The sequence below is a fragment of the Xanthomonas sp. 3307 genome, assembly GCF_014199735.1.
Lineage (GTDB): Bacteria > Pseudomonadota > Gammaproteobacteria > Xanthomonadales > Xanthomonadaceae > Xanthomonas_A > Xanthomonas_A rydalmerensis.
The window spans coordinates 540,265-562,587 of record NZ_JACHOG010000003.1 but is presented as its reverse complement, the minus strand read 5'-3'; the positions used below and the strand labels follow the sequence as shown (position 1 = coordinate 562,587).

The following is a 22,323-nucleotide window of genomic DNA, read 5'->3' as shown; positions in this document are numbered from 1 at the left end:
CGGCGTTGTCAGCATCGCTCGCCACATGGGTACAGCCTATCGTCGGAGCGCGTCACAAACAGCAGGTAAACGGCGCGTCGCCGTGTAGGAAAAACCCTACACGGGCACCGGGGCGTAGAATGGATGCACACGTGTGCAATCACCTCGGAGTTTTTCATGGACAGTGCCAAGATCGACCGTTTCCTGAGCGAAAAGTGGGATGACGACATCGTCCCGCAACTGGTCGATTACATCCGCATCCCCAACAAATCGCCGATGTTCGACGCCGATTGGGTCGCACACGGCTATATGGCCGATGCGGTGGCGCTGATGGAGCGCTGGGCGCGGGCCCAGGCCATCCCCGGCCTGCAGGTGGAGGTGGTGCAACTGGAAGGCCGCACCCCCTTGATCTACCTGGAGGTGCCGGCCAGCAGCGAGGCGACCGGCGAGGACACCGTGCTGCTGTATGGGCACCTGGACAAGCAGCCCGAAATGACCGGCTGGGACGCCGATCTGGGCCCGTGGACGCCGGTGCTCAAGGGCGACCGCCTGTACGGCCGCGGTGGCGCCGACGATGGCTATGCGCTGTTCGGTTCGCTGGCGGCGATCCAGGCGCTGCAGGACCAGGGCATCCCGCACGCGCGTTGCGTGGTGCTGATCGAGGCCTGCGAGGAATCGGGCAGCTACGACCTGCCTGCCTACGTCGATCACCTGGCGGCGCGGATCGGCAAGCCGTCGCTGGTGGTGTGCCTGGATTCGGGCTGCGGGAACTACGAACAACTGTGGTGCACGACCTCGCTGCGCGGCCTGGCCGGCGGCAACTTCAGCGTCAAGGTGCTCAGCGAAGGCGTGCATTCGGGCGACGCCTCCGGCGTGGTGCCGTCGAGCTTCCGCGTGCTGCGCGACCTGCTGTCGCGGCTGGAGGACGAGGCCACCGGCAAGATCAAGGTCGAGGGCCTGTATGCCGACGTCCCCGAGGAGCGGCTGGCGCAGGCGCGCAAGGTCGCCGAGGTGCTGGGCGATGAGGTCTACAGCAAGTTCCCGTTCCTGCCCGGCATGCGGCCGATGCACGAGGACCTGTCCGAGCTGGTGCTCAACCGCACCTGGCGCCCGGCGCTGTCGGTGACCGGTGCCGACGGCCTGCCGCCGCTGGCCTCGGCCGGCAACGTGCTGCGCCCGGAGACCGCGGTGAAGCTGTCGCTGCGCCTGCCGCCGACGCTGGACGGCAAGCGCGCCGGCGAACTGCTGAAAGAGGTGCTGCTGCGCGACCCGCCGTATGGCGCCGAAGTGTCGCTGGCGCTGGAGAAGTCCTCCTCCGGCTGGAACGCGCCGGCGCAGTCGCCGTGGCTGACCGACGCGATCGAATCGGCCTCGCAGGCGGCGTTCGGCAAGCCGGCGATGTACATGGGCGAAGGCGGCTCGATCCCGTTCATGGGCATGCTCGGCGAGAAGTTCCCCGGCGCGCAGTTCATGATCACCGGCGTGCTCGGCCCGCATTCCAATGCGCACGGTCCGAACGAGTTCCTGCACATCCCGATGGGCAAGCGGGTCACCGCCTGCGTGTCGCGGGTGATCGCCGCCCACCATGCCGCCAGCCTGCGCGGCGAGACTACCGGCAGCGCGGCGGTGGCCGGCGGCGAGCAACATGGCGGGCACGGTTGCTGTTGATGGGGCCGGGATTTGGGAGGCGGGATTGGGGATTGGCGAAGCCGGTTTCCTGAGTGCCTGACGCCCTGTTTGCGCTGGGACGGGCGTCGGCTCCGACACGGCGCCTTCCGATGGGCGTGATCGCTGGGTAGCGCGGGCGGCCGGCCTTCCATGGCTGTGCCGCCTGCATCGTGCACGCAAGCATCGACGCCGTGACGGTCGATCTGGCACGATCCGACGCTGATCTCCCCTCCGCGCTCGGAACGCTCTCCATGCACACTCTGTTCGGCAGTGACAGCTGGCTCTACATCATCCTGGTGGGCTTCGTGGTCGGCCTGCTGGCGCGGTTCCTCGGCCCCAGCAGCGGGCGCTCCGGCTGCCTGTTCACCGTGTTGCTGGGCATCGCCGGCGCGCTGCTGGCCGGCTGGTTCGGCCACTACATGGGCTGGTACAGCCGCGGCGAGCCGGCCGGCTTCCTCGGCGCGCTGCTCGGCGCCATCGCCCTGCTCGCGCTGTTGCGGCTGTTCTCCAGCAAGCGCTGAGGCACGTGGCGCCGCTCGCCACGGCGGCGGCGCCCGTTTACGCTGTGCGGCTCGTTTCCGCCGCAGCCTGCCGATGAGCGCCAGTCCGACCGTTCCCGATGTCCTTGCGGCACGCGCCGCGCACCGCCTGGCCTGGGCGCGCATGGCCCTGGACGATGCGCAGGCGACGCTGGAGCGCGCCTCGGTGGACGCCGGCCAGCGCAGCTACTGGCGCAGCCACGGCCGCGGCATCAGCCGCATCGTGATGGATTCGCCACCGGACCTGGAAGACGTGCGGCCGTGGCTGCGCATGCACGCCCTGCTGCACGGCGGCGGCGTGCGGGTGCCGGCGATCCTGGCGCAGGACGCGGAGGCCGGCTTCCTGCTGCTGGAAGACCTGGGGCAACCGACGCTGGCGCAAAGCCTCGATACGACCACCGCGGACGCGCACTTCGACGCCGCGCTCGGCCAGTTGCTGCGCCTGCAGGCGATCGCGCCGCCGCCGGGCATGGGCGTGTTCGGCGAGGCGCTGCTGCAGCGCGATGCCGGGCTGTTCGAGGAGTGGTTCCTGCAACGCCACCTGGGAATCACTCTGGGGGACGACGAGCGCGCGGCCCTGCACGGGGTGCAGCGCCAGCTCATGGACAACGCGCTGGCACAGCCGCAGGTGCTGGTGCACCGCGACTTCATGCCGCGCAACCTGATGCCGGCAGCCGACGGCCCGGCGGTGCTGGATTTCCAGGACTGCGTGGTGGGGCCGGTGGCCTACGACCCGGTGAGCCTGTTCAAGGACACCACGGTGAGCTGGCCGCTGGCGCGGGTGGACGCCTGGCTGGCCGGGTACCACGCACGGGCGTTGCAGGCTGGGATCCCGGTGCCGCCGCTGGCGCAATTCCTGCGCGACGCCGAATGGATGGGCGTGCAGCGCCATCTGAAGAACCTGGGCATCTTCGCGCGGCTGAACTACCGCGACGGCAAGGCCTGGTACCTGGACAACGTGCCGCGCTTCATCGCCTACCTCGACGAGGCATTGCCGCGGCACCCCAGCCTGCAGCCGTTGGCGCAGCTGCTGCAGACGCGGATCAAGCCGGCCCTGGCGCAGCGCGCGGCGGCCGACGCATGAAGGCGCTGATCTTCGCCGCCGGCCTCGGCGAGCGCATGCGTCCGTTGACTGCGCACACGCCCAAGCCGCTGCTCGCGGTGGGCGGCACGCCGCTGATCGTCTGGCACCTGCGCAAGCTCGCCGCATTGGGCGTGCGCGAGGTGGTGATCAACACCTCGTGGCTGGCCGAACAGTTCCCGCAGACGCTCGGCGACGGTAGCGCGTTCGGGCTGCGCATCGCCTATTCCTACGAAGGCGCCACGCCGCTGGAGACCGGCGGCGGCATGCTGCACGCGCTGCCGCTGCTCGGCGAGGCGCCGTTCCTGCTGGTCAACGGCGACATCTGGACCGACTTCGATTTCGCTCGGCTCGCGCCGGAGCCGCCCGGCCTGGCGCAACTGGTGCTGGTGGATCCGCCGGCCTATGCGGCGCGCGGCGATTTCGCCCTGCGCGACGACGGACACGTGCACAACACCGGCGAACCGCTGCTGACCTATGCCGGCATCGGCATGTACCGCCCCGCCCTGCTGCGCGACTGGCAGACCATCGCCGCCCCGGCGCCCACCGCGCCGGGCGTGCCGCCACGCTTCTCGGTGGTGCCGCTGCTGCGCGCACAGGCCGAACACGGCCAGCTGCACGGCCTGCATCATCGTGGCCGCTGGACCGACGTGGGGACGCCGCAGCGGTTGGCGGAATTGAATGAGGTGCTGGGATTGGGGAGTGGGGATTCGGGATTGGTCAAGCGCTGAGCGCTCGAACTCTTTGCCAAATCCCGCAAACGCGTGCGCCAGCCAGGCCGAGCGACCGCCTAGCTCTTCTCGAATCCCGAATCCCCACTCGCCAATCCCCGCCCCTCCAACACCCTGCGCAGGAACGGCACCGTCACCCGCCGCTGCGCCGCCAGCGATTCGCGGTCCAGGCGCTCCAGCAGGCCGATCAGGCCGGCCAGGTCGCGTCCGGCGTGGGTGAGCAGCCAGTCGATCGCCGCATCCTCCAGCACCAGGCCGCGGCGCTGGGCGCGTTCGCGCAGCACGGCGGCGCGGCCGGCGTCGTCCAGCGGCGCCAGCGCGATGCGGGTGCACTGCGAGAGCCGCGAGCGCAGATCCGGCAGGGACAGGGCGAGACCGTCGGGCATGGCCTGCGCGGTGTACAGCAAGGTCACCCCGGCGCTGCGCGCACGGTTGTGGAAATCGAACAGCGCCACCTCGTCCTCGCGCTGCCCGGCGATCGCGTCCAGGCCGTCGAGCGCGACCAGATCGCGACCTTCCAGCGCTTCCAGCGCATCGCGCAGGCGGCCGGCGGCGGCCTGCAGCGGCAGGTAGGCGGCGCTGCGCCCGGCCTGTTCGGCGGCCGCGCACAGCGCCAGGGCCAGGTGGGTCTTGCCGGTGCCGGCGGGGCCGGACAGGTACACCCAGTCGTCGGCGGTGCCATCGGCGACTGCCTGCAGCTGCGCCAGCAGCCCGTCCGGCGCGCCCAGATAACGGTCCAGGCGCTGTTCCGGCGGATAGCGCAGGGCCAGCGGCAGTTGCGGCACGCTCACGGCTGATCGGGGCTGCGCGGCGGCAGTTCGATGATGGTGGTGCGCTCGGTGACCGTATCCAGCAGGATCGCCGACTTCTCGCCCGCGTACAGGTCGCTCTGCCGGTACTGCTCGTGCAGGTAGTGCAGCAGCACATTGGCCACCGCCGCCACCGGCAGCGCCAGCAGCATGCCGAGGAAGCCGAACAATTGGCCGCCGGCCATCACCGCGAAGATCACCGCCACCGGATGCAGGCCGATCTTGTCGCCGACGATGCGCGGGGTCAGCACGTAGCTCTCCAGCAGCTGGCCGACGGTGAACACCACGCCGACCAGGATCAGCAACTGCAGGTCGAAGCCCTTGGCCTGCACCAGCGCGGCCAGCACCGCCAGCAGGATGCCGGTGGTCGCGCCCAGGTAGGGAATGAAGCTGATCAGGCCGGCGACGATGCCGATCAACAGGCCGAGCTTGAGGCCAACCAGGGTCAGGCCGCCGGCGTAGATCACGCCCAGCGCCAGCATCACCAGGAACTGGCCGCGGATGAACGCGCCCAGCACCTCGTTGGACTGCTGCGCCAGGCGGGTGATGGTGCCGACATGGTTGCGCGGGATGGTGACCGCCACGCGCGCGACCAGCAGGTCCCAGTCGCGCAGGAAGTAGAAGGTCAGGATCGGCAGCAGCACCAGGTTGACCACCCAGGTCACCATCGCGAAGCCCGAGCGCGACAGGTAGCCGAAGAAGGTCGCGGCGACGCCGCCGGCCTGCTGCCAGTGCCCGCGGATCCAGTCGATCAGCCGCTCTGGATCCAGCCAGGTCATCAGCTCCAGCCCGGTCTTCTGCTCGGCCCACGGGATCGCGGTGCCGATGAACCAGTCGCGCGCCTGCGGCAACACGTCGATGAAGGTGACGATCTGCCGCTCCAGCATCGGCACGAGGATCACCAGCGCCAGCACCAGCAGCAGCACCATCAGCACGAACACCAGGGTCACCGCCATGTTGCGCGAGCGCCCGGCGCGCTCCAGGCGATCCACCAGCGGGTCGCCGAGCCAGCCGAGCAGCAGCGCCAGCACGAACGGGGTCAGGATCGGCGCCAGCAGCCACACCACCCACAGCACGCCGAGGATCACCGCCGTCCATTTCAGGCGGCGCAGGAACAGCGCGATCTCGGCTTCGGGCGACAACGTCATTTCAGGCGGTACTCCGTCGGCTCGCTGTTGAGGATCACCGGACCCTCGACCGGCGCGACCACCGGCTGCAGCGCGCCGTCCGGGCCGAGCATGCGGTTCAGCCCGGACACGCCGCTGAGCAGGTCCAGGTCCAGTTCCAGGCGATCGCCGTCGGCGCGGATCGGCACGATGCGCCTTACCACCGAGGCGTTCTGCAGCGCGGCGGAGGCGCGCAGGTAGTCGTCGGCGCTGCGGATGCCGGTGATCACCACCCGGTAGATGCCGGCCGGGCCGGCGCTGACCGCCTTGGCGTAGCGCTTGACCAGGGCATCGGCGGCGCCATCGGCACCGCTGGCCATCGCGCGACGCGCGTCGGCGTCGCTGGACGACCAGGTCGACAGCACCTTGCCGCCGTCCACGAAGGTCCAGTCCGCGGTCCAGCCACCGGCCTTGCCGCGGTACAGCTTGCCGATCAGTTGCATCGGCGGGCTGTAGCGCGACGAGGCGCTGGCCACCGCGGCGGTGTCCTGGCGCCAGATCGCGCCGGCCAGCGCCTGCTCGGCGGCGCTGCCGGTCGGCAGGCCGAGGCGGAAACCGCGCTCGATCGCACGGTCGAGCAGGCTGCGGGCGGCATTGGACTGCTGCACACCGACCAGGCGCGGGCCGCTGCCATCGTCGATCGCCAGCCACACCACCGGCTTGGGCCGCGGCTGCGGCCACACCGGCAGGCCCAGCGCCGCGGCCAGGCCATCCACGTCCTGCGGGCGGAAGCGCGCCACCAGGATGGTGCGGAAGGTCGGGGCGCCGCTCGTCGAGGTGCCCTGGTCCTGGCGGTAGTCGAAGGTGTCGACCAGATTCTTGGCGTTGCGCAGCGCCTGGCTCACCCCCGGCCGCGACATCACACCCTTGTCGCCGGAGATCTTGCCCAGCACCACGCCGAGCGCGCGGGCCAGGGCGCCGTTGCGGTCGCCCTCGCTCTGGCTGTTGACCGGCACCTCGGCATCGTAGGGGCCGGTGGCGCCGGCCACGTCGCCCTCGGTGCGCAGATCGGCCTGAGCCAGGGCGCTCGCGGCAGGCAGGCACAGTGCGAAAGACAGGAGGAAGGCAAGGCTGCGGCGCATGAAGGGTCCAGTACTCGGCGTATCCGGGGCGAATTGTTGCCCGAATGCGGGCCTAGCGCCAATGCGGCCTGTTAAAATCGCCGCCTTTCCGCCCGACCCCGCCGCCCGTGACCACTTCCCAGCCCCCCGCCGCCGCCCCGTTGACCTACCGCGACGCCGGCGTCGACATCGATGCCGGCAATGCCGTCGTCGAACGCATCAAGCCCCTGGTCAAGCGCAGTTTCCGCCCCGAGGTGATGGGCGGGCTGGGCGGCTTCGGCGCGCTGTTCGACCTGTCCGGCAAGTACCGCGAGCCGGTGCTGGTGTCCGGCACCGACGGCGTCGGCACCAAGCTGAAGCTGGCGCAGCAGCTCGGCCGCCACGACACCATCGGCATCGACCTGGTCGGCATGTGCGTCAACGACGTGCTGGTGCAGGGCGCCGAGCCGCTGTTCTTCCTGGACTACTTCGCCACCGGCAAGCTCGACGTGGAGACCACCGTGGCGGTGGTCGGTGGCATCGCCCGCGGCTGCGAACTGGCCGGCTGCGCGCTGATCGGCGGCGAGACCGCGGAAATGCCCGACATGTACCCGCCGGGCGAATACGATCTGGCCGGCTTCACCGTCGGCGCGGTGGAGAAGTCGCAGCTGCTCGACGGCGCCAAGGTGCGCCAGGGCGACGTGTTGATCGGCATCGCCTCCTCCGGCCCGCACTCCAACGGCTACTCGCTGATCCGCCGCATCTACGACCGCGCCGGGCGCCCCGACGCGCTGCAGGTCGGCGGCGTGGCCCTGGCCGACGCGCTGATGGCGCCGACCGCGCTGTACGTCAAGCCGATCCTGTCGCTGCTGCGCGAACAGGGCGACGGCATCCACGCCATGGCGCACATCACCGGCGGCGGCCTGACCGAGAACATCATCCGGGTGATCCCCGACGGCCTGGGCCTGGACATCCGCGCCAGCGCCTGGACCCTGCCGCCGGTGTTCGAGTGGCTGCAGCGCGAAGGCGCGGTGGCCGACAGCGAGATGTGGCGCACCTTCAACTGCGGCATCGGCTTCGTGCTGGTCGCCGCGCCGGAGCAGGTGGCGGCACTGGAGCGCAGCCTGGACACGCTGGGCCTGGCGCACTGGCAGATCGGCGCGGTGACGCCGGCCGGCGCCGGCGAACGCGTGCACATCGGCTAAAGGCGCATGGCGGCGGCCAAGCGCGCCTGGCTGGCACTGGCGCTGGCGGTGTTCGCCGCCAGTTGGATACGGCCGCTATGGCCGGCGGAACAGGCCATGCACAGCTCCCTGGCGGTGCTGGGCCTGGCCTGGCTGGTCTGGCACGACCGGCGCTGGCCGCTGCGCACCGGCCACTTCGCCGCCATCTGCATGTTCATCAGCGTGCACAACGTCGCCGCGCACTGGCTCTATTCGAATGTGCCCTACGACCAATGGTTGCGCACGCTGACCGGCGGTTGGTCGCCGAGCGCGGCCTTCGGCTGGCAGCGCAACCACACCGACCGGCTGATCCACCTGCTATTCGGCGTGTGCGTCGCGCCGGCGCTGCGCGAGCACGCGCGCCAGCGCTGGCCGGCGTTGTCGGCGCGCCAGGCCTTCGTCCTGGCGACGATGGCGATCATGTGCGTCAGCCTGGTCTACGAATGGCTGGAATGGCTGATCGCGCTGCTGCTGTCGCCGCAGCAGGCCGAGTCCTACAACGGCCAGCAGGGCGATCCCTGGGATGCGCACATGGACATGCTGCTGGCCACCCTGGGCTGCGCCAGCGCCTGGCCGTGGCGGCGCGCCGCGCCCCCGCTTCCTTCCGCGCCGCGCTGAGACCGACGATGTCGCTGCCACCGCCCCTCCCCGTCTCCGGCGGCCGTGCCGCCGAAGTGACGCGTGCCACCACCGACCTGGACAATCTGGCGAGGCTGTACGCGGTGATGGCCGGGCTGCAGTTCTTCGTGGTGCTGTTGGTGGGCGCCGTGCTGGGCTACGGCGTGCACGAGGAGGCGCGGCTCAACGCCGTCGGCCAGAGTCCGGACCAGGCCCAGGGCGGCGTCATCGCGATCGTGATGCTGTCGGTGCTGCTCGGCTTCGGCCTGCTTTCACTGGTAATCAAGGTGCTGCTTGCGCGCGCCTTGCGCCAGCGTCGCCAGTTGGGGCTGTGCTACACCGGCGCCGCGATCACCTGCCTGGGCTTTCCGCTGGGCACCGCGCTGGGCATCGCCACCTTGCTGACACTGCAACGCCCTGGCGTGGGCGACCTGTTCCGGAACCCTGCCCGATGACGCTTCGCCTCGCTGTGCTCGCCTCCGGCCGCGGTTCCAACCTGCAGGCCATCCTCGCCGCGATCGCCGCCGGCACCCTCGATGCCGAGGTGGTCGGCGTGTTCAGCGATCGCCCCGAGGCGCCGGCGCTGACGATGGTGGCGCCGGAGCGGCGCTGGTCGGCGCGGCCCAAGACCTTCCCCGACCGCGCCGCGTTCGAGCAGGCGCTGGGCGACGCAGTCGCCGCGGCACGGCCGGACTGGGTGGTCTGCGCCGGCTACATGCGCATTCTCGGCGCCGCCATCGTGCAGCGCTTCGGCGGGCGCCTGCTCAACATCCACCCCTCGCTGCTGCCCAAGTACCGTGGCCTGCACACGCATGCGCAGGCCTTGGCTGCGGGAGACGCCGAGCACGGCGCCAGCGTGCATTTCGTGGTGCCGGAGCTGGACGCCGGCGCGGTGATCGCGCAGGTGCGGGTGCCGGTGCAGGCCGGCGACGGCCCCGACGAGCTGGCGCAGCGGCTGCTGCCGCGCGAACACCGGCTGCTGTGCGCGGTGCTGCGGCTGGCCGCGGCGGGTCGCCTGGCTGAACGGGACGGCAAGGTCTTGCTGGACGGTCAGTGCCGGTTTAGTCCGCTACGCCTAGATTGCGACGACGTGCTGCTTCCCTGAATGCGCTGCGGCACCTTCCGCGACCCCTCCCCTCTTCCCTCCCGCCCACGCCAGCCGATCCCATGAAGCTCGCTCCGCGTCCGTTCGCCCTCCTCGTTGCGTCCGGCCTCGGCCTGCTGGCGCCCATCGTCGCTGCGCAGGTCGCGCCGGCGCCCGCCGCGCAACCGGCCCCGCAGACCGTCCCCGCTCCGACCACGCCCGCACCGGCCGCCGCGGCGTCGCCGGCGCTGCCCGCAGAGGCGTGGACGCCACCTCCGCTGCAGCCGTTCGTGGCCACCTACGACGCCCTGTACAAGGGCAAGCCGGCCGGCGACGCGCGCATGGACGTGGTGCACACCGGCGGCGACCAGTGGCGGGTCGACCTGGGCGTGCATGGACGCAGCGGTTTCGCCAGCATCCTCGGCCTGAACATCGAGCAGAGCACGGTGTTCACCGTGCAGGACGGCCGCTACGTCCCGCAGAGCCAGAGCACGGTCAAGAAGGCGGTGTTCTTCGGCAAGAAGGTCACCGGCGTGTACGACTGGAAACAGGGCGTGGCGCGCTGGGACGGCGACCTGAAGAAGGACCGGCAGGCGCCGATCCCGCTGCAGCCCGGCGACCAGAGCGCGCTGCTGCTCAACCTCTCGCTGATGCGCGACGCGCAGCCGGGCAAGACCATGACCTACCGCTTCGTCGACGTCGGCCGGGTGCGCGAACATATCTACCGCGCCGCCGACCAGACCGAGACCGTGCAGGTGGGCGACATCAGCTACGACGCATTGCGGGTGTCGCGTACCAACGGCGGCCGCAATGAGACCATCCTGTGGATCGCCAACGGCGTGCCGACGCCGGTGCGCATCCTGCAGCGCGAAGACGGCGAAGACCGCATCGACCTGCGCCTGACCGAATACCAAGGAGCCTGACCATGACCCGCATCGCCCGCCCGCTGACCGCCCTCGCTGCCGCCCTGCTGGCCACGGCGAGCCTGCCCGCCCTGGCCCTAGAGCCGTTCACCGCGGACTACCAGGCCAGCTACATGGGCATGCAGGCCAACGGCGTGATGACCCTGGCCAAGCAGGGCGGCGACCGCTGGCGCTACAGCCTGGCGATCAAGAACCAGGTCGCCGACCTCAGCCAGAGCACCGTGTTCGAGGAAAAGGGCGGGCAGCTGCGTCCGCTCAGCAGCGACGACCGCTCGGTGTTCCTGATCAAGAAGAAGGCGGTGACCGCCAACTATGACTGGAGCACCGGCCAGGCGACCTGGGGCGGCGACCTCAAGGCCGACCGCCGCGGCCCGGTGAAGCTGCAGCCGGGCGACATGGACGCACTGTTGATCAACCTGGCGATCGCGCGCGACGTCAATGCCGGCAAGACCCCGAGCTACCGCATGGTCGACGAGGGCCGCGCCAAGCCGATGACCTACCACGTCGCCGGCAAGGAAGCGGTCACCGTCAACGGCAAGACCGAGCAGGCGACCAAGGTCACCCGCACCGACGGTTCCAAGGAGATCGTGGCCTGGATCGTGCCGGACATGCCGGTGCCGGTGCGCATCCTGCAGCGCGAGAACGGCCAGGACGCGCTGGACCTGACCATCAAGTCGTTGCGCTGAGGGGCTGGGATTGGGGAATCGCAACGGCGGTTCCGCCGTGGGAATGGGGAATTGGGATTGGGGAATCGCAAAAGCGGCTCCCCGCTCGTGGCGGTTCCCATGTAGGAGCGGCTTCAGCCGCGACCCGGTGAGCCGGGATTGGGGGACCGCAACAGCAGCCCGCCAGCGCGTGGTGTCCCCATGTGGGAGGGGCTTCAGCCCCGACGCGAGGATGCAAATCGTCCTACGGAAACCGGCCGGCGATTTGCAGCAGACCCCAAAGCCAAGGCGCGCGTCAATTCCTCTCCATGAAACATGGAAGTATGGCGACCGACGCGCGTTGCTGATGCACTCCCAACGCGGGCGCCACCCATGCAGCGCCCTGCCCCACGCCCTTACTTCTTCTCCGCCGGCGCGGCCTTGAACGTGGTGCGGCAATCCACGCGGATCTGGGCGCCGCTGCTGCGCCAGTAGAACGTACTGCACTCGCGCGGGCCGTTCTGGGTGCGGCTCACGCCGACCGCGTAGAACGATTGCCAGATCTCGTCGCGGGTGACCTGGCCGTCGCCGTTCCAGTCCATGTCGCGCTCCTCGATGCCCTGGGTGATGGCGATGCCGGTGTACCAGGCATAGCCGACCCAGGCCAGCAGCACCACGACGATCGCCAGCAACACCTTGCGCCGACGGGTGAAGCGGCCGCTGAGGATCATGCGACGCGCCGGATGGACGCGCCCAGCGCCCCCAGCTTCTCCTCGATGTTCTCGTACCCCCGATCCAGGTGGTAGATGCGGTCGATGGTGGTGTCGCCGTCGGCGACCAGGCCGGCCAGGATCAGCGAGGCCGAGGCGCGCAGGTCGGTCGCCATCACCGGCGCGCCGCTCAGCCGCTCGGTGCCGCGCACGATCGCGGTGTGCCCTTCGATCTGGATGTCCGCGCCCAGGCGCAGCAGTTCGTTGACGTGCATGAAACGGTTCTCGAAGATCGTTTCGTTGATCACGCCGACGCCGTCGGCCACGCAGTTGAGCGCCATGAACTGCGCCTGCATGTCGGTGGGAAACGCGGGATACGGCGCGGTGGTCAGGCTGACCGCACGCGGGCGCTTGCCGTGCATGTCCAGGCGGATCCAGTCCTCGCCGGTCTCGATGCTGGCGCCGGCCTCGGTGAGCTTGTCCAGCACCGCGTCGAGGGTGTCGGCACGCGCGCGGCGCACGGTGACGCTACCGCCGGTCATCGCCGCGGCGACCAGGAAGGTGCCGGTCTCGATGCGGTCCGGCAGCACCGCGTGGCGGCCGCCGGACAGGCGTTCCACACCGTGCACGACGATGCGCGAGGTGCCCGCGCCTTCGATCTTCGCGCCCAGCGCGATCAGGCAGTCGGCCAGGTCGCTGACCTCCGGCTCCATCGCCGCGTTCTCCAGCACGGTGGTGCCGTCGGCCAGGGCTGCGGCCATCAGCACGTTCTCGGTGCCGGTGACGCTGACCATGTCGAACACGTAGCGGCCGCCCTTGAGCCGGCCGTTGCTGCTGGCCTTGATGTAGCCGTTCTCGACGCTGATCTCCGCGCCCAGCGCCTGCAGGCCCTTGATGTGCTGGTCGACCGGCCGCGAGCCGATCGCGCAGCCGCCGGGCAGCGACACTTCGGCCGCGCCGAACTTGGCCAGCAGCGGGCCCAGCACCAGGATCGAGGCGCGCATGGTGCGCACCAGCTCGTACGGGGCGACGTGCTGGTGGACCTTGCGCGGGTCGACGGTGATGGCGCTGCCGCGCGACAGCGTGCCTTCGTCGATGGTGACTTCCGCGCCCAGCTCGCCGAGCAGCTTCACCGTGGTGATCACGTCGTGCAGTTGCGGCACGTTGGTGATCTCCACCGGCGCATCGGCCAGCAGGGTCGCGCAGAGGATCGGCAGCACGGCGTTCTTGGCGCCGGAAATGTTCACTTCACCGTGCAGCGCGTTGCCGCCGGTCACTACGATTTTGGCCATGGGTCTCGTGGGGGAAGGAAAGAAGGGGAATGACGGGCACGCGGCGGCTCAGCCGGCGACGCGCCCGGCCTGCTCGGGGGTCAGGGTGTTCAGCGCCAGCGCGTGGATCGCGCCGCCCATCAGGTCGCCCAGGGTGGCGTAGACCATGCGGTGGCGGGCCAGCGGCAGCTTGCCGGCGAAGGCGGCGCTGACCACGGTGGCTTCGAAGTGCACGCCGTCGTCGCCCTGCACCTGCACCTGCGCGTCCGGCAGGCCGGCCTCGATGAGTTTACGGATGGTTTCGGCGTCCACCGGGCTTTCCTCATAAAATGATCGGCCATTCTACCCTCCGACCGGCACCCGCATGGATGTATCGCCCCTGTCTCCCACGACGCCCGACGACGCCGGCCTGGTCGCCAGCGGCCGCCGTGTGGTCGAGATCGAGCAGGCCGCGCTGGCGGCGGTCGGCGCCCGCATCGGCGCCGACTTCGCCGCCGCCTGCCGGCTGATCCTGGGTTCGCACGGGCGCGTGGTCGCCACCGGCATGGGCAAGTCCGGCCACGTGGCGCGCAAGATCGCCGCCACCCTCGCCTCCACCGGCACCCCGGCGTTCTTCGTGCACCCGGGCGAGGCCGGGCACGGCGACCTGGGCATGATCACCGATGCCGACGTGGTCCTGGCGCTGTCCTATTCCGGCGAATCCGACGAGATCCTGATGCTGCTGCCGGTGCTCAAGCGCCAGGGCAACGCGGTGATCGCGATGACCGGCCGCCCGCAGTCCACGCTGGCGCGCGAAGCCGACCTGCACCTGGACGTCAGCGTGCCGGCCGAGGCCTGCCCGCTGGACCTGGCGCCGACCTCCAGCACCACCGCCTCGCTGGCGCTGGGCGATGCGCTGGCGGTGGCGCTGCTGGACGCGCGCGGCTTCACCGCCGACGACTTCGCCCGCTCGCACCCGGCCGGCAGCCTCGGCCGCCGCCTGCTGCTGCACATCACCGACATCATGCATCGCGGCGACGAACTGCCCAAGGTGCGCGAGGACGCCAGCCTCAGCGAGGCGCTGGTGGAGATGAGCCGCAAGCGCCTGGGCATGACCGCGGTGGTGGACGCCGACGACCGCCTGCTCGGGCTGTTCACCGACGGCGACCTGCGCCGCGCCCTGGACAGCGCGCTGGACGTGCGCCAGACCCGCATCGCCGAGGTGATGACCCGGCAGCCGCGTACCATCGGCGCCGACCAGCTCGCCGCCGAGGCCGCACGGCTGATGGAGACCCACAAGATCACCGGCCTGATCGTGGTCGATGCGGCCGGCCGCGCGGTCGGCGCACTCAACATTCACGACCTGTTGCGCGCCAGAGTGGTTTAACAGGCTGAACCCGTTCACCGCCCGCCGGCGTCCCCACGCCGCTGGCCCTGGCCGCTGGAAAGCCGGCCTCCCCGCCCCGATATCCCGAACATGCCCTATTCCCCGCTGGCCGACCTCCCCGCCGACCTGATCGACCGCGCCGCCCGGATCCGCCTGGCGTGCTTCGACGTGGACGGCACGCTGACCGACGGCCGCCTGTACTACGACCGCGACGGCAACGAGAGCAAGGCCTTCAACGTGCTCGACGGCCAGGGACTGGTGCAGTTGCGCCGGCACGGCATCGACGTGGCGCTGATCACCGCCCGACCCAGCCTGGCCGCGGAGAAGCGCGGCCAGGAGCTGGGCCTGCTGGTGCAGATCGGGGTCAAGGACAAGCGCGCCGGGGTGCAGGCGCTGTGCGACGAGCGCGGCATCGGCCTGGAGCAGGTCTGCTTCATGGGCGACGACCTGCCCGACCTGGCGCCGCTGCGCGTGGTCGGCCTGGCGGTGGCCCCGGCCAACGCCCACCCCTGGACCGCCGAACACGTGCACTGGACCACCCGCGCCCGCGGCGGCGAAGGCGCGGCGCGCGAACTGTGCGACGTGCTGCTGGCCGCGCAGGGCCACGTCCCATCCCTGCTGCAGGAGCATGGCGCATGAACTGGCGCACCACCCTTGGCACCCTGTTGCTGGTCGGGGCGCTGATCAGCGGCTGGTCGGCCTGGAACCAGCGCAGCAAGCCCACCCGCAATCCTTCCGACGAAGCCAGCGTGGACTACATCGCCCGCGACTTCGAGATCGTCAGCCTGGACAAGCAGGGCAAGGAAGCGATGACCCTGCGCGCGCCGCAGATGGAACGCAGCCGCGCCGACCAGACGATGTCGATCGTGACCCCGCTGTTCCTGCTGCCCGACGCCAACGGCCAGCACTGGGAGATGCGCAGCAAGACCGGCTGGGTCAGCGCCGACGGCGACGAACTGCGCCTGCGCGACGACGTCGCCGGCGACAGCCCAAAGGTGCCCAGCATCCCGCCCACCACCTTCCGTACGCAGAGCCTGGACGTCTTCCCGCAGACCAACAGCGCGCGCACCGCCGCCCCGGTCACCATGACCCGGCCCGGTATGATGCAGACCGGCGTCGGCTTCGAAGTCGACTTGAAATCCCGGCAGTACAAGCTCCTTTCACAGGTCAAGACCCGTTATGAACCGAATGCTGCCCGCTAAGCTCGCCCTGCTCGCCCTGCTGCTGCCGACCCTGGCGCTGGCCAAGTCGACCGACCGCAACCAGCCGATGGATATCAAGTCCGACGCGCAGGACGGCAACATGATGGCCGACGATGGCAAGGTCCGTTTCTTTGGAAACGTCGTCATCATCCAGGGCACGCTGGAAATCCATGCCGATACCGCCGACCTGTTTCGCAGCAACGGCGATATCGACCGTGTCGTGCTGACCGGCAAGCAGGCGACGCTGAAGCAGGAGCTGGACGACGGCTCGCCGATGGACGCGGTCGCCGACAACATCGACTACAAGGTGCCGACCGACACGGTGATCCTCACCGGCAACTACCGCATGACCTCGCCCAAAGGCACCAACGCTGGCCAGCGCATGGTCTACAACACCAAGACCGGCGACATGCAGGGCGGCGGTGATGGCAGCCGCGTGCACACGGTGATCCAGCCGAAGAATGCCGCCGCGGCGCCGGCCGGCACGCCCGCGAACGGCGCCAAGCCCGCCGCCAAGCCGGCCGCGACGCCAGCCAAGCCCGCCAAGCCGACCAAGCAAGGAGGCCAGTGATGCTGCTCGCCGAAGGCCTGCGCAAGCGCTACAAGCAGCGTGAAGTGGTGCGCGACTTCGCGCTGACCCTGGAGGCCGGCGAAGTGGTCGGCCTGCTCGGCCCCAACGGTGCCGGCAAGACCACCTGCTTCTATATGATCGTCGGCCTGGTCGATGCCGATGCCGGGCGCATCGTGCTCGACGGCAACGACATCACCGCGCTGCCGATGTACAAGCGCGCCAAGCTCGGCGTCGGCTACCTGCCGCAGGAACCGTCGGTGTTCCGCAAGCTCAGCGTCGCCGACAACATCCGCCTGGTGCTTGAACTGCGCGAGGATCTGGACAACGCCGGACAGGAACGCGAACTGGCGGCGCTGCTGGACGAACTGCAGATCAGCCATGTCGCCGACCAGCTCGGCGCCAGCCTCTCCGGCGGCGAGCGCCGCCGCTGCGAGATCGCCCGCGCGCTGGCGGCCAAGCCGCGGCTGATGCTGCTCGACGAACCCTTCGCCGGCGTCGACCCGATCTCGGTCGGCGAAATCCAGCGCATCGTCACCCACCTCAAGCAGCGCGGCATCGGCGTGTTGATCACCGACCACAACGTGCGCGAAACCTTGGGAATCTGCGACCGGGCGTATATCCTCAACGAGGGCAGCGTGTTGGCGCAGGGGGCGCCGGAAGCGCTGCTGGCCAACAGCGACGTGCGCCGCGTCTACCTCGGGGAAACCTTCAGGCTCTGACCGCGCACGCGCCGGCTACGCTCCTTCCGCGCTCGGTACAGGCATGAAAGCACGGCTGCAGACATCGCTGGGACAGCACCTGGTCATGACGCCGCAGTTGCGGCAGGCGATCAAGCTGTTGCAGATGTCCAGCGCCGAGCTGGAGGTGGAGATCGCCGAGGCGGTGGAAAGCAATCCGCTGCTGGAATGGTCCGAGGACGCTGCGCCCACCCTGGATGTGACCAGCCACGGCAGCGCCGAGGGCGAGGTCGAGGTCACGCCGCCGGCCGGCGACACCCTGGACGACGTTCCGCAGCACAACGGCGACGAATGGTCCACTGCCGAATCGGCCTGGAGCGGCGGCAACGGCGGCTCGTTCGATGACGACGACCTGGGCAGCGCGGCCGAACGCGTGGCCGAACCGGACACCTTGATCGACCACCTGCTGTGGCAGTTGCACCTGTCGCCGCTGTCCGCGCGCGACCGCAGCATCGGCGCGGCGCTGATCGACGCGCTCGACGACGATGGTTACCTGCGCGAGCCGCTGACCGCGATCGCCGAGACCCTGCGCCCGGACATCGCCGCCGAGGAGGACGAGATCCTCACCGTGCTGCACCAGATCCAGCGCTTCGACCCGGCCGGCATCGCCGCGCGCAGCCTGGGCGAGTGCCTGACCCTGCAGCTGGACACCCTGCCCGAGGACACGCCGGGGCTGGCGCTGGCACGCACCATCGCCAACGGACCGCTGGAACGGCTGCCGCGCAGCGGCGTGGCCGGCCTGGCGCACGAACTCAAGCGCCCGACGGCGGAGGTCGACACCGCGGTCGCGCTGCTGCGCTCGCTGGACCCGCGCCCGGGCAAGCAGATCGGCGAGCTGGGCAGCGACACCTATGTGGTGCCGGACTGCGTGGTCTGGCGCCAGCGCGGGGTGTGGCATGCGGCGCTGTCCGCGCACGCCCAGCCCAAGGTCACCATCCACCGCGGCTACGAGCGGCTGATCCGCCAGTGCGGCGAAAGCGACGCCGGCTATCTGCGCGGGCAACTGCAGGAAGCGCGCTGGCTGCTGAAGAGCCTGGAGGCGCGCGGCGAGACCCTGCTCAAGGTGACCCGCTGCCTGCTGAAGCAGCAGGCCGGTTTCCTGGAGTTCGGCGAACAGGCGCTGCGGCCGCTGACCCTGCGCGAGATCGCCGGCGAACTGGGCCTGCACGAGAGCACCATCTCCCGCGCCATCGCCCGCAAATACGTGCGCACCCCGCGCGGCACCATCCCGCTGCGCGCCTTCTTCGCCTCCGGCATCGACACCGACAGCGGCGGCGAAGCCTCCAGCACCGCGATCCAGGCGATGATCCGCCGGCTGATCGATGCGGAGAATCCGCGCAAGCCGCTTTCTGACGCCAAGCTGGCCGACCTGCTGAAAAGTGCCGGCGTCCCTGTAGCGCGCCGCACCGTGGCGAAGTATCGTGAGGCCATGAACATTTCCGCCTCCCACGAACGCGTCCGGATCGGCTAGCGGCGGCGGCAATGGTTCATAGGTGAAACCCGAACCAAGGAGTATCCGATGCGTATCGAGACCTACGGCCAGCAGATCGAAGTCACCCCCGCCCTGCGCGAGTATGTGGAGACCAAGCTGCAACGGCTGAAGCGGCACTACGAGGAAACCATTGAGGTCCGCGCCCAACTGGCGCTGCGCAAGCCCGACCATCACGTCGAGGCCACGGTCAACGTCCCCGGCCGCACCCTGCACGCCGACGCCAGCGCACAGACCATGTACGCGGCGATCGACCTGCTCGCCGACAAGCTGGACCGGCTGATCATCAAGCACAAGGAAAAGAAGCACGACCACCATGCGGCCGAGGTGCGCGACAATCTCGCGTGATCCTCCCCACGTTGCGCCACCATGCCCTTGACCGATCTGATGGCGGCCGTCAGCACCCAGGTGCTTCCGGCCGCCGATCGCGACACCCTGCTGCACACCGCCGCCGGTCTGCTGGCCTGCCAGCAGGCCGGCGCCGATGAACTCTTCGCCAGCCTGCGCGAGCGCGAACAGCTCGGCAGCACCGCCATCGGCCACGGCATCGCCATCCCGCACGGCCGCGCGCCGGACCTGGACGCCCCACGCGGCGCGCTCCTGCGCCTGCACCAGCCAATCGATTTCGACGGCCAGGGCACCCAGGTCGATCTGATCTTCGCCATGGCCGTCCCGGCGCACTACACCCACCAACACCTGATGCTGCTGTCCGAACTGGCCGAGCAGTTCTCCATCGAGGAATTCCGCGACGCCCTGCGCAATGCGCCGGACGCCGCCGCGCTGTATGCGCTGCTCGGCGGCGCGCCACGGGCCGCCGCATGAACACCAGCATCGACGCACGCGAACTGTTCGACCAGCAACGCGACCGCCTGAGCCTGCGCTGGATTGCAGGGCACAAGGGCGAACACCGGGTGCTGGAGGCCGGCAATGCGGTCTCGCGGCGCCCGTCGCTGGCCGGGTATCTCAACACCATCTACCCCAACAAGGTGCAGATCCTCGGCACCGAGGAACTGGCCTGGCTGGACTCGCTGGACGCGCGCCAGCGCTGGGAGACCATCGAGAAGATCGTGCAGGTGCGGCCGCTGGCGCTGGTGGTCACCAAGAACCAGTCGTGCCCGGAAGACCTGCGCGCGGCCGCCGACGAATCCGACACGCCGCTGTGGATCTCGCCCAAGCGCGGCCACGAACTGCTCAATCACCTGTCCTACCACCTGGCACGCACGCTGGCGCCGCGGGTGATCCTGCATGGCGTGTTCATGGAGATCTACTCGATCGGCGTGCTGATCACCGGCGAGGCCGGCTCGGGCAAGAGCGAGCTGGCGCTGGAACTGCTCAGCCGCGGCCACCGCCTGGTCGCCGACGACGCCCCCGAATTCACCCAGATCGCCCCCGACGTGCTCGACGGCACCTGCCCGGAACTGCTGCAGGACCTGCTGGAAGTGCGCGGGCTGGGCGTGCTCAACGTGCGCGAGATGTTCGGCGATACGGCTGTAAAGAAGAACAAGTACCTTCGGCTCATCGTGCACCTGACCCGGCCCATGACCGAGCCCACGCCCCACGGCTACGAGCGCCTCACCGGCGATTCCGGTACCCGCCACGTGCTGGACCTGGACGTGCCGCTGATCACCCTGCCGGTGATGCCGGGCCGCAACCTGGCGGTGCTGACCGAGGCCGCCACGCGTCTGCACATCCTGCGCACCAAGGGCATCGACCCGGCGGCGATGTTCATCGCCCGCCACAGCAACCTGCTGGAGCGGCGCAGCCCATGACCACCGGCGCCAACACCTCCACGCTGGTCATCGTCAGCGGCCTGTCCGGCTCCGGCAAGTCGGTGGCGCTGAAGACCTTCGAGGACCTGGACTACTACTGCGTCGACAACCTGCCGGTGGAACTGCTGCCGGCCTTCGTCAAGAGCCTGGTGCGCGAGGATGCCGGCCCCAGCAAGCTGGCGGTGGGCATCGACGTGCGCAGCCGCCACAGCGACCTGACCCAACTCTCGCGCTGGCGCGAGGCGGTGGCGCAGTTCGGCCTGGACGCACGGCTGTTGTTCTTCGACGCCAACGACGAGGCGCTGATCAAGCGCTACGCCGACACCCGCCGGCGCCACCCGCTGTCGCGCCAGGGTCTGTCGCTGCCGGAAGCGATCGAGCGCGAGCGCGCCCTGACCGAGCCGCTGCGCGAAGCGGCCGATGCGGTGATCGACACCAGCGCGCTCAACGTGCACCAGCTGCGCCGGCGGGTCACCACCGAGTTCGCGCTGTCCGCCGAGAACACGCTGTCGCTGCTGTTCGAGTCCTTCGCCTACAAGCGCGGCGTCCCGGCCGAAGCGGATTTCGTGTTCGACGCGCGGGTGCTGCCGAATCCGCACTGGGACCCGGAGCTGCGCCCGATGACCGGCCGCGACAGCGGCGTGCGCGAGTACCTGGATGCGCAACCGGACGTGCAGCGCTACACCGCGCAACTGATCGATTTTCTCGACACCTGGCTGCCGCGGCTGCGCAACGACACCCGCAGCTACGTGACCATCGCCTTCGGCTGCACCGGCGGCAAGCACCGCTCGGTGTACCTGGCCGAACGCCTGGCCCGCCATGCCCGCGAACAAGGCTGGCCGGAAGTGGCGACCTTCCATCGCGAGCAGGATTGATCGAAACGCCGGGATTGGGGATTGGGGATTGGGGATTGGCAAACGTGGGGCATTGCTCTGGCTCTTGCTAATCCCCAATCCCAAATTCCCAATCCCCGCTCCCCACAGCCATTCCCTGCGCCCTGCCTGACCTGTTAACGTTCTCCCATGGCCTGTGGCATTCTCCTCATCACTCATCCCGGGATCGGCGCGGCGCTGCTGAGCGTGGCGACCCGGCTGTTGCGGCAGTTGCCGCTGAAGACCGAAGCGTTCGAAGTGCCGTTCGATGCTGATCTGGAGGCGCTGCTGCCGCAGGCGTCGGCCGCGTTGCGGCGGGTGGACGACGGCGATGGCGTGCTGGTGGTGACGGATCTGTACGGAGCCAGCCCGAGCAACCTCGCCGCACGCCTGGCACGCCTGGGCACGCCGGTGCGGCGCGTTTCGGCGTTGAGTCTGCCGATGCTGCTGCGGATCATGAATTATCCCGAACAAGGACTGGAGCAGTTGCCCGCGACCGCGGCAGCCGGCTCGCGCAACGGCGTGGTGATCGACGATGCTTGAACGCGAATTGCTGGTCTCCAATCGCCTCGGCCTGCACGCCCGCGCCACTGCCAAGCTGGTGCAGACGCTGTCCTCGTTCCGTTGCAACGCCACGCTGGCGGCCAAGGGCCGCGAAGTCAACGCCAAGAGCATCATGGGCGTGATGCTGCTGGCCGCCGCACAGGGCACCCCGGTGACGGTGCGGGTGGACGGCGCCGACGAAGCCGAGGCACTCAAGGCCGTGGTCGACCTGTTCGAGCGGCGCTTCGACGAGGACAGCTGAGCATGCGCCGCCGGCGGCCGCAGGCA

Annotated in this window: 28 protein-coding genes; 22 read left to right on the top strand and 6 right to left on the bottom strand. The window is 69.8% G+C overall.

Going from position 1 to position 22,323, the window contains the following annotated elements:
* Positions 1–156: 156 nt before the first annotated feature.
* The 4 genes from GGR64_RS10950 to murU all read left to right on the top strand — a co-directional run bounded on the left by GGR64_RS10950 (position 157) and on the right by murU (position 3,998).
* Positions 157–1,647 (top strand): M20 family metallopeptidase, encoded by a 1,491-nt coding sequence (locus GGR64_RS10950; RefSeq protein WP_160969992.1) that lies wholly within the window; start codon positions 157–159, stop codon positions 1,645–1,647.
* A gap of 251 nt (positions 1,648–1,898) precedes the next feature.
* A complete protein-coding gene (locus tag GGR64_RS10945; protein ID WP_010344083.1) occupies positions 1,899–2,168 on the top strand; it encodes a GlsB/YeaQ/YmgE family stress response membrane protein in 270 nt (89 codons plus the stop codon).
* A 73-nt stretch (positions 2,169–2,241) separates the two neighbouring features.
* Complete coding sequence (locus tag GGR64_RS10940; RefSeq protein ID WP_184645773.1) at positions 2,242–3,270, top strand: phosphotransferase; 1,029 nt, start codon at positions 2,242–2,244, stop codon at positions 3,268–3,270.
* Positions 3,267–3,998, top strand: a complete 732-nt coding sequence (murU, locus tag GGR64_RS10935; protein ID WP_184645770.1) for an N-acetylmuramate alpha-1-phosphate uridylyltransferase MurU — start codon at positions 3,267–3,269, stop codon at positions 3,996–3,998. Before GGR64_RS10940 ends, murU begins: the two co-directional genes overlap by 4 nt.
* Before the next feature lie 59 nt (positions 3,999–4,057).
* Here the strand turns inward: murU and hda are convergent, their stop codons facing one another.
* Genes hda through GGR64_RS10920 form a run of 3 tightly spaced genes read right to left on the bottom strand, consistent with a single transcriptional unit; the run spans position 4,058 to position 7,055 of the window.
* Entirely contained in the window at positions 4,058–4,789 is a 732-nt protein-coding gene (hda, locus tag GGR64_RS10930) for a DnaA regulatory inactivator Hda (protein WP_184645768.1), read from the bottom strand.
* The gene (locus tag GGR64_RS10925; RefSeq protein WP_184446832.1) at positions 4,786–5,955 is read right to left on the bottom strand and encodes an AI-2E family transporter; all 1,170 of its coding nucleotides are present in this window, start codon (positions 5,953–5,955) and stop codon (positions 4,786–4,788) included. The genes hda and GGR64_RS10925 overlap by 4 nt, the downstream gene beginning before the upstream one ends.
* On the bottom strand, positions 5,952–7,055 hold the full coding sequence (locus GGR64_RS10920) for a DUF2066 domain-containing protein (RefSeq protein WP_184645766.1): 1,104 nt from the start codon (positions 7,053–7,055) through the stop codon (positions 5,952–5,954). The genes GGR64_RS10925 and GGR64_RS10920 overlap by 4 nt, the downstream gene beginning before the upstream one ends.
* 140 nt (positions 7,056–7,195) lie before the next feature.
* Between GGR64_RS10920 and purM the strand changes: the two genes are divergently transcribed.
* From purM to GGR64_RS10890, 6 genes are all read left to right on the top strand, one after another.
* A complete protein-coding gene (purM, locus tag GGR64_RS10915; protein WP_184645914.1) occupies positions 7,196–8,218 on the top strand; it encodes a phosphoribosylformylglycinamidine cyclo-ligase in 1,023 nt (340 codons plus the stop codon).
* A 6-nt stretch (positions 8,219–8,224) separates the two neighbouring features.
* A complete protein-coding gene (locus GGR64_RS10910; RefSeq protein WP_184645764.1) occupies positions 8,225–8,854 on the top strand; it encodes a DUF2238 domain-containing protein in 630 nt (209 codons plus the stop codon).
* Between the two features lie 8 nt (positions 8,855–8,862).
* Positions 8,863–9,309 (top strand): hypothetical protein, encoded by a 447-nt coding sequence (locus GGR64_RS10905; protein WP_184645762.1) that lies wholly within the window; start codon positions 8,863–8,865, stop codon positions 9,307–9,309.
* Entirely contained in the window at positions 9,306–9,959 is a 654-nt protein-coding gene (gene purN / locus GGR64_RS10900; protein WP_184645760.1) for a phosphoribosylglycinamide formyltransferase, read from the top strand. Before GGR64_RS10905 ends, purN begins: the two co-directional genes overlap by 4 nt.
* 62 nt (positions 9,960–10,021) lie before the next feature.
* Complete coding sequence (locus GGR64_RS10895; RefSeq protein WP_184645758.1) at positions 10,022–10,861, top strand: DUF3108 domain-containing protein; 840 nt, start codon at positions 10,022–10,024, stop codon at positions 10,859–10,861.
* A gap of 2 nt (positions 10,862–10,863) precedes the next feature.
* Positions 10,864–11,547: a DUF3108 domain-containing protein gene (locus tag GGR64_RS10890; RefSeq protein ID WP_184446838.1), complete on the top strand. Its 684-nt coding sequence runs from the start codon at positions 10,864–10,866 to the stop codon at positions 11,545–11,547.
* A 374-nt stretch (positions 11,548–11,921) separates the two neighbouring features.
* On the opposite strand, the gene GGR64_RS10885 is transcribed toward GGR64_RS10890, so the two are convergent.
* Genes GGR64_RS10885 through GGR64_RS10875 form a run of 3 tightly spaced genes read right to left on the bottom strand, consistent with a single transcriptional unit; the run spans position 11,922 to position 13,798 of the window.
* Positions 11,922–12,236, bottom strand: a complete 315-nt coding sequence (locus GGR64_RS10885) for an EF-hand domain-containing protein (RefSeq protein WP_160970868.1) — start codon at positions 12,234–12,236, stop codon at positions 11,922–11,924.
* Positions 12,233–13,507, bottom strand: a complete 1,275-nt coding sequence (gene murA / locus GGR64_RS10880; protein WP_160970870.1) for a UDP-N-acetylglucosamine 1-carboxyvinyltransferase — start codon at positions 13,505–13,507, stop codon at positions 12,233–12,235. Before murA ends, GGR64_RS10885 begins: the two co-directional genes overlap by 4 nt.
* 48 nt (positions 13,508–13,555) lie before the next feature.
* Positions 13,556–13,798 carry a BolA/IbaG family iron-sulfur metabolism protein gene (locus tag GGR64_RS10875; RefSeq protein WP_184446840.1) on the bottom strand — a complete coding sequence of 81 codons (243 nt, stop codon included), beginning with the start codon at positions 13,796–13,798 and terminating at the stop codon, positions 13,556–13,558.
* A gap of 52 nt (positions 13,799–13,850) precedes the next feature.
* Here GGR64_RS10875 and GGR64_RS10870 point away from each other — a divergent pair, with 52 nt between their 5' ends.
* From GGR64_RS10870 to GGR64_RS10815, 12 genes are all read left to right on the top strand, one after another.
* Entirely contained in the window at positions 13,851–14,852 is a 1,002-nt protein-coding gene (locus GGR64_RS10870) for a KpsF/GutQ family sugar-phosphate isomerase (protein WP_184645756.1), read from the top strand.
* Positions 14,853–14,942: 90 nt separating this feature from the next.
* A complete protein-coding gene (locus tag GGR64_RS10865; protein WP_017910666.1) occupies positions 14,943–15,491 on the top strand; it encodes an HAD hydrolase family protein in 549 nt (182 codons plus the stop codon).
* Entirely contained in the window at positions 15,488–16,054 is a 567-nt protein-coding gene (gene lptC / locus GGR64_RS10860) for an LPS export ABC transporter periplasmic protein LptC (RefSeq protein ID WP_160970876.1), read from the top strand. The genes GGR64_RS10865 and lptC overlap by 4 nt, the downstream gene beginning before the upstream one ends.
* Positions 16,032–16,625 (top strand): lipopolysaccharide transport periplasmic protein LptA, encoded by a 594-nt coding sequence (lptA, locus tag GGR64_RS10855; RefSeq protein ID WP_184645754.1) that lies wholly within the window; start codon positions 16,032–16,034, stop codon positions 16,623–16,625. Before lptC ends, lptA begins: the two co-directional genes overlap by 23 nt.
* The gene (gene lptB / locus GGR64_RS10850) at positions 16,625–17,344 is read left to right on the top strand and encodes an LPS export ABC transporter ATP-binding protein (protein ID WP_160970880.1); all 720 of its coding nucleotides are present in this window, start codon (positions 16,625–16,627) and stop codon (positions 17,342–17,344) included. The genes lptA and lptB overlap by 1 nt, the downstream gene beginning before the upstream one ends.
* A gap of 43 nt (positions 17,345–17,387) precedes the next feature.
* Positions 17,388–18,833 (top strand): RNA polymerase factor sigma-54, encoded by a 1,446-nt coding sequence (locus GGR64_RS10845; protein ID WP_184645752.1) that lies wholly within the window; start codon positions 17,388–17,390, stop codon positions 18,831–18,833.
* Between the two features lie 48 nt (positions 18,834–18,881).
* Positions 18,882–19,199, top strand: coding sequence for a ribosome-associated translation inhibitor RaiA (gene raiA, locus GGR64_RS10840; RefSeq protein WP_010344105.1), 318 nt, complete (start codon positions 18,882–18,884; stop codon positions 19,197–19,199).
* 21 nt (positions 19,200–19,220) lie between these two features.
* Positions 19,221–19,673 carry a PTS sugar transporter subunit IIA gene (locus tag GGR64_RS10835; RefSeq protein ID WP_160970884.1) on the top strand — a complete coding sequence of 151 codons (453 nt, stop codon included), beginning with the start codon at positions 19,221–19,223 and terminating at the stop codon, positions 19,671–19,673.
* Positions 19,670–20,620, top strand: coding sequence for an HPr(Ser) kinase/phosphatase (gene hprK, locus GGR64_RS10830; protein ID WP_160970886.1), 951 nt, complete (start codon positions 19,670–19,672; stop codon positions 20,618–20,620). Before GGR64_RS10835 ends, hprK begins: the two co-directional genes overlap by 4 nt.
* On the top strand, positions 20,617–21,495 hold the full coding sequence (rapZ, locus tag GGR64_RS10825; protein WP_184645750.1) for an RNase adapter RapZ: 879 nt from the start codon (positions 20,617–20,619) through the stop codon (positions 21,493–21,495). Before hprK ends, rapZ begins: the two co-directional genes overlap by 4 nt.
* 147 nt (positions 21,496–21,642) lie before the next feature.
* Positions 21,643–22,035: a PTS fructose IIA subunit family protein gene (locus GGR64_RS10820; RefSeq protein WP_184645748.1), complete on the top strand. Its 393-nt coding sequence runs from the start codon at positions 21,643–21,645 to the stop codon at positions 22,033–22,035.
* Entirely contained in the window at positions 22,028–22,297 is a 270-nt protein-coding gene (locus GGR64_RS10815; protein WP_010344110.1) for an HPr family phosphocarrier protein, read from the top strand. The genes GGR64_RS10820 and GGR64_RS10815 overlap by 8 nt, the downstream gene beginning before the upstream one ends.
* Positions 22,298–22,323: the final 26 nt, after the last annotated feature.